Genomic DNA, 12778 nt, shown 5'->3' on the forward strand with positions numbered 1-12778 from the left:
GCGCAAATCGACGGGCGGTGAAATGCCAGCGGATAGGCGGGCCGCTTCGCACACCGTCCCTGCGCATTCTGGATGGGGTCAGCGCACTCGAATCGCTGATCACCAGGTCGATCGACAGGGTTTAGGCAGTGGTGGCCGAGTCAGAGGATCCGAGGCTGAAGGGGAAATCACAAGTCGGTTGCCCAGGATGCTGTCGGGCGAGCAGTGCGCCAGGGACCCGGCCGACGCTACCTGCCGTCAGGTCAGTGGAGGCTTCTCCTGGCACTGAACTTCTCGCCATCGGCCGCTTCGGTCGAACTCAGCCTTCGTTCGACGTCGCGAATCTTGTCAGCCGACGTCGGGGTATTTCTGGCAACCATGGCGAAAACGAGCAGAAAGTAGCCCAATTGAATGACAATGGCGCAGGCTATAGCGCGAAGTAGCGTTGCGCCTAGCGAAGCGCCGTCGAGATAAGACCAGGCGACCACGATCGCCAGCGCGAAAATCATGCCGATAATGAATTTTGGTAGCGACATACCCGACAGCCCGTCAACCTGCTCGGGCAAAAATCGATGATTGACCATCCCGAGCCTCCCTTCGCCATGCGAGCTTGTTGAGGCCACCCGCTTTTTTTTGGCCGGTTGCTTCCAGCCTTCCCACGCTGTCCATACTCTGACAGAAACAATTTGCAACTCTATTAAGGTGTGCAATAGCGGGCAAGGCCAGCCGCAAATTGTTTTGCATAAGTTCGGGGGATCGACTCTGCCATGTTGCGACGCACACCCCGGTATCACGACCAATCACCCGGTCTGGACTCACTTCAGTAAGAACAACAATATTAACCCAGTATTTTACTATAACAGCGCGCTATATTTTACAAAGCTACAGCGCGATATTTCTCAAGCACGCGGCACAAAGAGCGATGCGCCCAAAATCAGCCTCAAAAAGGCACTAAATTTTTCAAGGTTGCCCATAATTTGTCACGAACGCGCCATAAAAGGCCAAAATTTGCGCAGGATCGGTTTATTATTTAACCAATGCATGACGCGATTATTTCAGGCGCTCAACGAATTGTGTGTTGCGATGCAGCATTTTTTTGGTATCGTGCGGCAAACCATCCGTTCAACGTATGGAGTTTACGCATGAGGGACGTAGCCAAGCCGGCCGACGCGAATTTTCCGCAGGCCGGTATCGACTTTCCACCAATCGGCGGCCTGCTTAAACGCAGCTTCGATATCGCCGGTTCACTGATTGGCCTGGTTGCTCTCAGTCCGCTGTTTGTGATGGTCGCGCTGCTTGTCAAGTTTTCCGACGGCGGCCCGATTTTCTACGGTCACAGCCGGATCGGGCGGGGAGGACGGATTTTCCCGTGCCTCAAGTTTCGGACTATGGTACAGAATGGCGAACAGGTGCTGGCGGCATACCTTGCCGCCAACCCGGAGGCCAAGGCCGAATGGATAGCCACCCGCAAGCTCAAGAACGATCCACGCGTCACGCGTGTCGGGGCCGTGCTGAGGAAGCTCAGCCTCGATGAACTGCCGCAGATCATCAATATCCTTCAGGGTGACATGAGCCTTGTCGGTCCTCGCCCGGTGGTGCGCGACGAGCTCGAAATCTATGGCAGTTCGGCCGTCTATTACCTGAAATCGCGCCCTGGCCTGACCGGGCTCTGGCAGGTCAGCGGCCGCAATGACGTTTCCTATGACAGCCGCGTCGCATTCGATCGCCACTATGTCGAGAACTGGTCGCTGTTCGAGGACATTCGCATTATCATCAAGACCGTGCCTGCCGTCTGGATGTCGCGGGGCTGCTATTGACGGGCCGGGAGCCGGTTGTGTGCGGAGGAGTGACTGTCCAGACGCCAAGCATTCTTGCAGCAAGCTTCATCGGGCCGGGCTAAAGCGAATCGGAAAACGTACAGTTGAAAACAAACATCTTCGACATCTCCTGGGCCGGCACGGTTAGCAATCGCATGCGACGGATGCGGCTTATGACCACTTGCCTCGCGCTGGCGCTCGCCGTTCCCCAACTCGCCGCGGCCGACGAGTACCGGCTTGGATCCCAGGACAAGCTGACCATCCGCGTGGCCGAATGGCAGACCGTTGAAGGCACGTTCCGCGACTGGACGGCCGTCAACGGAGAATACACGGTCGGCCCGTCTGGAACATTGTCCGTGCCGTTCGCCGGCGAAATGCCGGCATCCGGCAAGACCACATCCGAGATCGCGGCAGCGATCAGCCAGGCGCTCCAGCGCAAGCTCGCTCTGGCCGACCGGCCGGAAGCCTCCGTCGAAATGGCGCAGTACAGGCCGTTCTACATTTCCGGGGAGGTCCAGACGCCGGGCCAGTATCCCTACGTGCCCGGCCTGACCGTCCTGAGGGCGATGAGCATCGCCGGCGGCGTCCGGCGGGCCCCCGAAGGACAGCGGTACGCCCGCGACATAATCAACGCCAAGGGCGAGTTTGACGTTCTCCAGGACCAACGGGTCCGACTGATCGTTCGGCGCGCGCGCATCGAAGCGCAGATTGCCGACAAGCCGACATTCGACGTGCCGAAGGAGGTGGCCGAGGATCCGAAGCTGGCAAGCATCGTTGCCGACGAGATGGCGATCCTGACGGCCGATCAAAAGAATCTCAAACTGCGCCTTCAGGCGCTCGACGAATTGAAGAAGCTATTGCAGAGCGAGATCGATTCGCTGCAGAAAAAGATCGTCAACCAGCAGCGGCAGGTCGACCTGGCAAAGGAACAGCTCAGCGGCATCGGTTCGCTTGCGCAAAAGGGCCTTGTCGTCAACACTCGGGTTCTGACTTCACAGCAAACGATCGCCGACCTGGAAGGAAAAATCCTGGATTACGAAACGGCTATCCTCACCGCCAGGCAGTCGATCAGCAAGGCCGACCAGGACGCCATCGACCTGGAGAACACCCAGAATGCGGATCTCGCCACCGGCCGGCAACAGGCAGAAGCCGATCTCAGCGAAACAATGCTCAAGATGAACATGCACACCGGCCTGATGGCCGAAGCCATGTCGGGGAGCCCGGCGCTACAACGCTATCGCGACGGCGAAGAGCCAACGATGTCGTTTGGCCTGGTTCGGGTTGTCGACGGCAAGACCAGCGAAATCGCTGCCAGCGAAGATACGCCCGTGCTGCCTGGGGACGTGATCAAGGTGAAGCTGGTGCCAATGGCAAGCCAGTAGGCATTGGAGCGATCGGCCGATCCGACCGCGCCGTACAGATTCGATCTGCAAGGAGTTCGACCCGGACGAGTTCGACCTTGAACTCGTCGACACTGTGCTCGCCGCCCCGACAAGCTGGCCTACCGCCAACTCGGGACGTGAGTAATTGCAGCGCAAGGAGATGTTGTGCTTTAGTTGCAACTTAAATCCGAGGAGGACTTCGTCATGCACAGTGAAAGGGACGAAATCGTCAGTCGAGAAAGAGAATTTCACAATCTCAGATTCAGTCAGGAGGAGGATCCAAGAGGAAGCCTGGACAAGTGGTATCGAACAATTCGTCACGGCGCTGAACGTCAAGACGAGCAGATAAAACGGCTTTCGAAAAACGCAGACGTGCTCGAGTACGGTTGCTCCGATGGGGGGTGGTCTCTGCATTCCCTGCACCTGCCCGATCTTTGTCGATCTCTGACGGGGATCGATATTTCGGATGTAGCAGTAAACAAGGCGAACGAACGGGCGAGCACGCTTGGAAGCACGAACGCTACATTCCTGGCGATGAATGCGGAAGCCATGTCGTTCGAGGACAACAAGTTCGACCTGGTGTATGGACGCGGGATCATCCATCACCTGGACCTGGACCGGTGTTTTTCCGATGTGGTCCGTGTCCTGAAGCCGAACGGCGTGGCGTCCTTCTACGAGCCGATGGGACACAATCCGCTCCTGAATGCCTACAGAAATCGGACACCCCTCATCCGCACCGCTGATGAACATCCCTTGCTAATTTCGGACTTCGCTTTGGCCCGCCGCTATTTCAGCAATGTCCAGGTGGACTATTTCGGCCTGTGCTCCGTAGGAGGCGCGCTGATGCCGCGAACCATCTCGGAGACCGTCTACAAAGTTGGCAAAGCTGTCGATTCAGTACTTTTGACGCTTCCCTTTGTGAAGCGGTTCGCATGGTATGCGCTCCTGACCCTCAGGGCCTGATCAATAGGCAGCAAACCCAACTCGGGCGAGGCTCGCCTGCTGCCTGTGAGATGAAATGATTGCTTGGCCTTGGCGCTGTCAGGCGGCGTTTTTGTGCGCGGCACCAAAAATCTAGGTAATATTTTAGCCCTTTGCTTAGCGCCCCGCGGTTTCTGGTTCCGCGAGGTCGGCCGCGGTCCATCTGGGACGGGCGACATGCACCCTGACCAGCCTGAAGTAGCTGTAATACAGGAGGAAGGAGCCCATGATGTAGGGGTTGAAGGTGTCGATCTCAACGAAGGACCGGATGAGCAGAAGCACCATCACGCCGCCAAGAATCACCGACTCGGCTTGCCATGTCCTGAATATCAGGGCCGATATATGGCCCCATAGCGTGCGCACGATGATCAGCGAAATCATCGTCGCCCCGACATAACCTAGCTCGACGAGGGCTTCGATATAGGTGTTGTGGAAGTGGAAGCCGCTTCGGGTGGTGATGTAGAATTCGTTCCAAAGCCGCTCGGCCTCGGCGAACCCCTGCACCCAATAGGCCGCGTAGCCGACGCCGAGGACTGGCGCCTGCTGCGCCGCTTCCCAGCCCTGCTCCCAGAGATAGGTCCGTCCGGTGAGCGTGGAATCCTTTCCGAAGGCGCCAAGGACGAAATCCAGAAGTCCTGCAAAGGCAACCGCGGTGACCACGACCAGCCCGCATGCGCCGACCACGAAAATCACCCGTCGGTAGCGGAGTGGAAGCTTTTTGGCCATGGCAAGCAGAGCCACCAGAGCGAGAACTGCCGGTATCGAAGCCGTCGAGGTGGCGGAATGCGCCATGATCAGAAGATAGGCCGATAGGACGAAGATGGGCGCCGTCAGGATAAAGCCTATCCGGCCGCGCCTGAGAAAGACCAGGAAGACAATGCAAAAATAGATGCCAAGGGAGGCGACAAAGCCGAGCTGGTTCTTGGAGCTGAATGCGCCGACGAAATTGTACGTCCCGTCGAGCATATCATAGGAATATCCCCCGACCTTGAGCGAATAGAGCAGGACGACAAAAATCCCGATCAGTGAGCCTATCGTCAACGTCCGAACGCTGACGGTGCGCGCGGCGATGTAGGCGCAGGCGATATGGGAGCAATACTGGATTGACGTCCTCAACGTGATGCCGGGGGCATCCGACCAGAACACCGAGAGGCAGACATAGAATGCAAACGCCAACGGCAGCCACGCGCTGGAGGCATGTCGCAACAGCCGCCGGTAGTCTACCAGAACCAGGGGAAGCCAGACCGCATAATAGGCCAGGATCAGGATCGGGCCGAAAACCGAGGAGTAGGAGAACGCCCAAATGGAGATGGCAACAGCAAATGCGCCGTAGACCGTGCTCTTCTCCGGGTCGACCAACAGAGATTTTGGAATCTTCATCTCGGTAGCGAATTCCCGTCCATGCAGTTCAATGCCGATTCGCCGCCGCGCCATGCGCGAACGCTTCTATTGTGCAGTGCAATATAACCCATCCCCCGCAGCGTGTCACCCAAATGAGGCAAAAACAGTCCTAAGGCGCCCCGGGACGGCGGCAAAAGGCCACGACAGGCGGTGCGTGCGGCAAGAACCCGAACATCCCGGCGCAGGGCTGGGCATCGCCTTCGGCGCCGTCAAAAACCATCGCCGCCGCATTTAACGAGAGGCTCGGCATCACCACCGCGCGGAACTGTTTTTGCAGTTCTTTCAGCACCGGACCGAAAAATGGCAGTCGGCATGCGTTGCATCCGTTGCAATGAATGAGGCCCTCCGCGTACGCTATCTCGGGGGCAACCAGACGATGGCCACACCAACAACTGGCAGGCCCTGGTCGTCCCCGTCTGCTGGGTTGGAGCAAACGGATGGACAAACCTCGAATCTTCCTGGGCTCGTCGGGGAAGCAGAAAAAACTGCTGCAGGCGCTGACACGCGGTCTTGAAGAGATCGCGCATGTGGAACCCTGGACGACGTCCTTCAATCCGGGGACAACCACCCTGGGGCGCCTGCTCGAGCTTACGCGGGAAGTCGACTTCGCCGCTTTCGTCTTCGCCCAGGACGACTGGACGAGTGTAAGCCTGCCAGCATCATCTGCTTCTGTATCCGCTCAAGCTTCTCCGCGAGACAATGTCGTCTTCGAAGCCGGCCTTTTTGGCGGAGTCCTTGGAATGCGCCGAACGTTTATCCTTCATGCCAACGGTTCCAAGCTTCCAAGCGATCTCCTGGGCCTGACATCCGTGAGGTATGGCGAAGCGGCGACCGCCGCGGAGATGAGAGCGGTCAACCAAAAGCTGCGAAAAGCTATTGAAAATGAAGGCCGCGTCGCCCGAATAGAGGGCCTTTGGTGGCAGTTTTCCCTGTCGGAGCGGACCGTAAAGGAACCTTCCGCCGTGAGCCTCCTGCGTATCTCGCGAGACCGCGATGGTGCGCTGGAGTTGGCCGGCCGCTCATGGCAAGAGAATGGCAGCCTGTCAGCCAGATACTGGAGCGAGGCGGTAAAGGAGAGAAAGGAGCCTGCCGGCATCTTCTACTTTTGGAATGGAGAACGGCCCTTGGATGCGAACGCGTCGCGGTTGTACGGGACGGGAGAGATCCGGCTGGAGTCCGCCGATCGCGCGTCCGGGTACTTTACCACACGCGCCGACACACAGCCAAAACTGAACGCGCGCACCTCAGGCGTCTACTTGCGCGCCGAACCGGAGGACTTGAGCATCCTGGACGGGCGCGACAACCAGCGACGGGTGGAGTTGATCGCGGAGCGGCTGAGCCATTGGAAGTCGATCAAGAACGTTTGAACTGTGCGCGTGGAAGTCGCCTTGCAGCGACGGCAGCATCGAATGGACAGGTCGTATAGCCAAGAGCGGCTCTCAACCGCCTGCTGCTGGCCCGCCATGAACCTGTTCGAGGCTCCAATCCCCGGCTTGAACTTCTCCGCCGTTGACTTCACATTCGCCGCCGGCGGTGCCGCCAGCGCCCGTCGGGACGGGCAATGAGGGAAGACCATATGCCAATGAGTTTTGCGGGACGGTTTGCCGGACGATCGGCCGTGGTCACCGGTGGTGCCTCAGGCATCGGCCTGGCCGTCGCGCAAAGAATCGTTGAAGAGGGCGGGCGCGTCTGCGTCTGGGATCGCGACTCCACCCAGATCGAGCAGGCGAAGGCTGTCATCGCCGACTTGCACGGCGTGACCGTCGACGTCGCCGATCCCGTAGCGGTCGCACTGGCCTCCCTGCAAACGATCGAAGCCCTTGGCGCGGTCGATATCCTGGTCACCAGCGCGGCCATCACCGGACCGAACATGACGACCTGGGACTATTCGGTGGAGGATTGGCATCGGGTCATCGACATCAACATCAACGGCGTCTTCTACTGCAACAAGGCGCTGGTTCCGCACATGCTCGAGCGCAATTACGGCAGGATCGTCAACATCGCTTCGATCGCCGGCAAGGAGGGAAACCCGAATGCCTCTGCCTACAGCACCTCCAAGGCGGCGGTGATCGGCCTGACCAAGTCGCTGGGCAAGGAACTGGCGAAGACCAAGGTGACGGTGAACTGCGTCACGCCGGCAGCGGTGCGCACCGCGATCTTCCAGCAGATGAGCCAGCAGCACATCGATTTCATGCTGTCGAAAATACCAATGGCGCGGTTTGGCGAGGTCGAGGAGGTGGCGGCGCTGATCTCGTGGATCGCTTCCGAGGAATGTTCCTTTACGACGGCTGCCGTTTTCGACGTTTCCGGCGGCCGGGCGACCTATTGAAGCAACTGGAACGATTTGCAACCACGGACGCCAGACTGGAGTTCCCGTCGTTTGCTTAGGATCGAACCTCCACAGTCCGACGAAGAACTGCTCGACCGCTTCCAGCGCGCCGCCTTCGGCTATTTTCTGGAAACCGTGAATGCGGAAAACGGACTGGTTGCCGACACGTCGCGGCCAAATTGGCCGGCAAGCATCGCGGTCGTCGGCTTCGCCCTGTCCTGCTATCCGGTCGGGGTCGAGCGCGGCTGGATAGCACGAGACGCAGCCGTGAAGCTGACGCTTGCCGCACTGCGTTTCTTCTGGAACAGCCGGCAAGGCGATGGCGACGACGTCACCGGCCACAAAGGCTTCTACTACCATTTCCTCGACATGCGGACCGGCCTGCGCGCCTGGCGATGCGAGTTGTCAGTGGTTGACACGGCGCTGCTGATGGCCGGCGTGCTCACGGCTAGCGCCTATTTCACAGGCGACACTGACGACGAAACCGAAATCCGCGAGCTGGCGGAAATGCTCTACCGACGCGTCGACTGGCGATGGATTCAAGGCAGCAGACCGATCTTGCGACAGGGCTGGANGAAGCCGAAGAGCGGTTTTCTGCGTTATGGCTGGGAAGGCTACAACGAAGCGACGATCCTTTACGTCCTGGCAATGGCCGCCCCCGACAAACCCGCCTCGGACGACAGCTATGCCGGCTGGACGGCGACATATCAGTGGGAAAACATCTACGGCTACGACGTGCTCTATGGCGGCCCGCTGTTCATGCACCAATTCTCGCATGCCTGGATCGACTTCGATGGCATCCGGGATGCGTTCATGCGGGACAAGAACTCGGACTATTTCGAAAACAGCCGCCGCGCGACCTACCTTCACCGGGCCTATGCGCGGCACAACCCCTCTGGCTATGACGGCTACGGCGAAGCACTTTGGGGACTTTCGGCGGGTGACGGACCCGGCAAATTCCGCGCGCGGATCGAGCGGCGGCCGCGCAAATTTTCCGGCTATGCGGCGCGTGGCGCACCGTTCGGCCCCGATGACGGAACGATTGCGCCGTGGTCGTATCTCGCATCGCTGCCCTTCGCACCGGAAATCTGCCTGCCTGCGCTGCGCCACCTCAGAGAACGCCACCCTGAGGTGGTCGACGGTTTCAGGATGCCGAGCGGCTTCAACCCGACGCTGGCGAACCGGCGGAAGTTCGGGCCGAGCGGCTGGATATCGGATGCGCACTATGGACTGGACCAAGGCATCGTCGTGCTGATGATTGAAAACCACCGCTCGCGGCTGATCTGGGAGCTGATGCGGTCGAGCCCGCATATCCGTCGCGGCCTGTGCAAGGCCGGGTTCTCCGGCGGCTGGCTGTCGCAGCCGGCGAGCCCTCCGCGCAAGGACCCTGCTGAATGACGGCTAAAACGCGCCGCGTTTGACCGGCCTCCTGCGACGCGCTTTAGGTTGCTGTTTCATGCATGTGCGCGACATGCATTAGCGCCCAGTGGTCGCTGTCGTTTCGGCCACGAAGACGTTCGCCTTCCCGGCAACTCGCGCCCGCCGGGAAGGCCGTTCGATTTCGTCTGGCTTGATTTACTTAGCCGGCGAACGTGTAGGCGGTCTTTACCGTAGTGTAGAATTCCGCTGCGTAGCGGCCTTGCTCGCGCGGGCCGTAGCTCGATCCCTTGCGTCCGCCGAAAGGCACGTGGAAGTCAACGCCCGCCGTCGGCAGATTGACCATCACCATGCCGGCCTCCGAGTTGCGCTTGAAATGCGTGGCGTGCTTGAGGCTCGAGGTGCAGATGCCCGACGTCAGCCCGAACGGCGTGTCGTTGGCCATCGCCAAGGCCTCGTCATAGTCCTTGACGCGGATGACGTTGGCGACCGGCCCAAAAATCTCCTCGCGTGAAATGCGCATGGCGTTGGTGGCTTGCGTGAACAGCGCCGGTTGCAGGTAGAAGCCGCGGGTTTCGCGATCGAGCCGCTCGCCGCCGAAGGCGAGATCGGCGCCTTCCTGGCGGCCGATGGCGATATAGTCTTCGTCCTGTTTCAACTGGCTCTGGTCGACGACGGGTCCGATCTGGGTTTTCGCATCGAGGGCGTCGCCGACGACCAGCTTGGCGAGGCGATCTTTCATCGCATCGACGAAGCGGTCATGGATGCCGTCCGTCACGACCAGGCGGGACGACGCCGTGCAGCGCTGGCCGGTCGAGAAATATGCGCCATTGATCGCGCAGTCGACGGCGACGGCTAGGTCTGCATCGTCGAGCACGACGAGCGGGTTCTTGCCGCCCATTTCGAGCTGGTACTTGCGCATGTGCTCGACGCTGGCGGCAGCCACGCGCTTGCCGGTGCCGACCGAGCCGGTGAAGGTGATGGCATTGAGGTCAGGGCTGTCGAGCATGGCCTGGCCGACTACCGAACCCTTGCCCATGACGAGATTGAGCACACCCTCAGGCAGGCCGGCGCGGTGCAATATGTCGACAATGGTCCAGGCGCTCTCCGGAACCAGCTCGGCCGGCTTGAAGACGATGGTGTTGCCGTAGGCCAGGGCAGGAGCGATCTTCCACGCCGGGATGGCGATCGGGAAATTCCACGGTGTGATGATGCCGACGACGCCGACCGCTTCGCGTGTGATCTCGACACCGACGCCGGGCCGCACGCTTGGAACCAGCTCGCCCGACAGGCGCAGCGTCTCACCAGCAAAGAAATCGAATATCTGGGCGGCCCGCACGGTTTCGCCAATTCCCTCGACCAGCGTCTTGCCCTCCTCGCGCGCCAACGCCCGGCCGATTTCATCTTTCCGCGCGGTGATCTCGTCCGACGCCTTCCTCAGCACCGCATGGCGTGCCAGCAAGCCCGATCGGGACCACGCAGGAAATGCCGCTTTCGCCGCCGCGATGGCCTGCCGCGCCTGCTCGGCGTCGCCCGACGCATATTCGCCGACCACGTCGTCGAGATTGGAAGGGTTGATGTTGCGGGAGCCGGCATCGCCCACCCACTCGCCATCGATGAGGTTCTTTCGAAACGGGATCATGTCGCTGTCTTCCTTGTCCTTCGATTGCCGTCTATCTGGACCACCAGCCGCCACACCGCAAGGCCGCCAGCGGCAAAGTTCTGCTCCTCGACAGGCATGTGCTAAGCAGATTTCGGAAAAGTGTTCGATGGTTTTCCGATAAAAACCTGCGACAAACACAAACCCAGCAGGCGAAGCCCCGCAAGCCTGCTTGGGTGTCGAGGTGGTAAACCATGATTCTAGTGCGGCGCGACGCGGATCGCGCCAGGAGGAGGCTGCCATGTCCGACAGCGCGTTGCCGCTGGTGATCAGCGCGCCCGAGCCACGCACGCTCGACCTGATTTTCACGCCCGAGGCACTGGCGAGATTCCGCGCCAGATACCGTATCGTCGAAACGTCGCCAGGAGGCGTCGCGGCCCTGCCACACGATGTGCTCGCCGAGGCGCGTTACATCGTCGGCCAGCCGCCGATCGCGCCGGAGACGCTGGAAAGGATGACAGCGCTGCGTTGTGTCTTCAATGTCGAGAGCAACCTCATCAACAACATGCCGTATGAAACGCTGTTTTCGCGCGGCATCCATGTCGTCACCACCGGCATGGTGTTTGCCGAGCCGGTGGCCGAGCTCGGTCTTGCCATGGCGCTCAACCTCGCCCGCGACATCGTCGACGCCGATCTTGCGTTTCGTCAGGGCAAGGAGCTGTGGGGCGGCGAGGGTAACCGGGCGGCGCGGCTTCTCTCCGGCGCGGATGTCGGTATCATCGGCTTCGGCGATCTCGGCCGTGCGCTCAACCGGCTGCTGTCGGGCTTTCGCACGCGGACCAAGGTCTTCGATCCGTGGCTGCCGCCCTCGATCCTGATCGAGAACGGCGTCGAGCCGGCTTCCCTCGACACGGTTTTGTCGAGTAGCGATTTCGTCTTCGTCGTCGCTTCGGTGACCAGCGAAAACCAGGGTTTTCTCGGCACTGAGGCCTTTGCCAGGATGCGCAAAGGAGCCGCCTTCATCCTGCTCAGCCGTGCCGGCGTGGTCGATTTTCCGGCGCTGATGGATGCAGTTCGCAGCGGCCACATCGTCGCCGCCAGCGATGTGTTTCCGCAAGAGCCGCTGGCGCAGGACCATCCTGTCCGCACGCTGCCCGGCTTCCTGCGCTCCGCCCACCGGGCCGGCGCGCTCGACATCGCTTTCAAGCGCATGGGCGACATGGTGCTGGAAGACATGGACCTGATCGACCGCGGCCTGCCGCCAATGCGTTCGAAGCGGGCCGAACGCGAGACCGTTTCGCGCATGCGCTCGAAGCCGGTCGACAAGAACTGAGCCGTCAGGCCCAGCGGCTGCGAGGTTTCTCAGATGGTGAACGACCAGAACAGGCAGGCGAGCGTCGCTGCGGCGAAGACGACAAAGAACAGGCTTCTCAGCAGGATATTGCGGCGCAGTTCGTTCATGAAGAGATGGCAGCCGACGACGGCCACGACAAACAGGAACCGCCAATTCAGCAGTGCCGGCAGGACATTGCTTCGATCGAAAGCCCATCTGGCGGCGAGGCCGCCAATGATGGCCGCGAACAACACGATGACTGTCCAGAAGATCGCATCCGCAGCATGTGTCAGGACGATGCCGGCGACCCTGATCGGCAGGATCATCATCAGCAGCGCGCTGAAGAAGTACACGCCCGCGAGTGGGATAAACGTCCCGGCATCGGCGACGTCGTCCAGGCGTTCTGCGCCAATCGCACCAAAGGGATAGCCATGCCTGGCCACCGCCAGGCTGAGAGCCATCAGCAAAGCCGTCAATATGGCCACCAATGCGAATGAAGTGAGGGCTTTGCTCATAATGGTCCTGCTCGGAACGAATCGGATAAGGACGTTGGTAGCCCACGGTTTGTAAATTGCTGGT

General features: G+C 60.3%; 12 protein-coding genes. 8 read left to right on the top strand and 4 right to left on the bottom strand.

Annotated features, from left to right (window positions below; genetic code table 11):
* Window positions 1-242: 242 nt before the first annotated feature.
* Complete coding sequence (locus X738_RS45810) at window positions 243-563, bottom strand: exopolysaccharide production repressor exox (RefSeq protein WP_245277567.1); 321 nt, start codon at window positions 561-563, stop codon at window positions 243-245.
* Here X738_RS45810 and X738_RS84450 point away from each other — a divergent pair.
* The 4 genes from X738_RS84450 (at window position 556) to X738_RS45825 (ending at window position 4141) form a co-directional block, all read left to right on the top strand.
* On the top strand, window positions 556-1125 hold the full coding sequence (locus X738_RS84450) for a hypothetical protein (protein WP_156942538.1): 570 nt from the start codon (window positions 556-558) through the stop codon (window positions 1123-1125). The genes X738_RS45810 and X738_RS84450 overlap by 8 nt on opposite strands.
* Complete coding sequence (locus X738_RS45815) at window positions 1122-1796, top strand: sugar transferase (RefSeq protein ID WP_023796749.1); 675 nt, start codon at window positions 1122-1124, stop codon at window positions 1794-1796. Before X738_RS84450 ends, X738_RS45815 begins: the two co-directional genes overlap by 4 nt.
* Window positions 1797-1969: 173 nt before the next feature.
* Entirely contained in the window at window positions 1970-3178 is a 1209-nt protein-coding gene (locus X738_RS45820) for a polysaccharide biosynthesis/export family protein (protein ID WP_084833596.1), read from the top strand.
* 204 nt (window positions 3179-3382) lie between these two features.
* A complete protein-coding gene (locus X738_RS45825; RefSeq protein WP_031253988.1) occupies window positions 3383-4141 on the top strand; it encodes a class I SAM-dependent methyltransferase in 759 nt (252 codons plus the stop codon).
* Between the two features lie 135 nt (window positions 4142-4276).
* Here the strand turns inward: X738_RS45825 and X738_RS45830 are convergent, their stop codons facing one another.
* Window positions 4277-5539, bottom strand: coding sequence for an O-antigen ligase family protein (locus X738_RS45830; RefSeq protein ID WP_023796752.1), 1263 nt, complete (start codon window positions 5537-5539; stop codon window positions 4277-4279).
* A 458-nt stretch (window positions 5540-5997) separates the two neighbouring features.
* Here X738_RS45830 and X738_RS45835 point away from each other — a divergent pair, with 458 nt between their 5' ends.
* The 3 genes from X738_RS45835 to X738_RS45845 all read left to right on the top strand — a co-directional run bounded on the left by X738_RS45835 (window position 5998) and on the right by X738_RS45845 (window position 9287).
* Window positions 5998-6927, top strand: a complete 930-nt coding sequence (locus X738_RS45835; protein ID WP_023796753.1) for a TIR domain-containing protein — start codon at window positions 5998-6000, stop codon at window positions 6925-6927.
* 209 nt (window positions 6928-7136) lie between these two features.
* Window positions 7137-7889: an SDR family NAD(P)-dependent oxidoreductase gene (locus X738_RS45840; protein WP_023796755.1), complete on the top strand. Its 753-nt coding sequence runs from the start codon at window positions 7137-7139 to the stop codon at window positions 7887-7889.
* A 51-nt stretch (window positions 7890-7940) separates the two neighbouring features.
* Window positions 7941-9287: a glucoamylase family protein gene (locus tag X738_RS45845; RefSeq protein ID WP_023796756.1), complete on the top strand. Its 1347-nt coding sequence runs from the start codon at window positions 7941-7943 to the stop codon at window positions 9285-9287.
* A 181-nt stretch (window positions 9288-9468) separates the two neighbouring features.
* On the opposite strand, the gene X738_RS45850 is transcribed toward X738_RS45845, so the two are convergent.
* Window positions 9469-10905 carry an aldehyde dehydrogenase family protein gene (locus tag X738_RS45850; protein ID WP_031253994.1) on the bottom strand — a complete coding sequence of 479 codons (1437 nt, stop codon included), beginning with the start codon at window positions 10903-10905 and terminating at the stop codon, window positions 9469-9471.
* A 262-nt stretch (window positions 10906-11167) separates the two neighbouring features.
* Here X738_RS45850 and X738_RS45855 point away from each other — a divergent pair, with 262 nt between their 5' ends.
* A complete protein-coding gene (locus tag X738_RS45855) occupies window positions 11168-12199 on the top strand; it encodes a hydroxyacid dehydrogenase (protein WP_023796759.1) in 1032 nt (343 codons plus the stop codon).
* A 29-nt stretch (window positions 12200-12228) separates the two neighbouring features.
* On the opposite strand, the gene X738_RS45860 is transcribed toward X738_RS45855, so the two are convergent.
* On the bottom strand, window positions 12229-12714 hold the full coding sequence (locus X738_RS45860; protein ID WP_023796760.1) for a hypothetical protein: 486 nt from the start codon (window positions 12712-12714) through the stop codon (window positions 12229-12231).
* Window positions 12715-12778: the final 64 nt, after the last annotated feature.

The organism is Mesorhizobium sp. L48C026A00, assembly GCF_000502375.1.
GTDB classification, from domain to species: Bacteria; Pseudomonadota; Alphaproteobacteria; order Rhizobiales; family Rhizobiaceae; genus Mesorhizobium; species Mesorhizobium muleiense.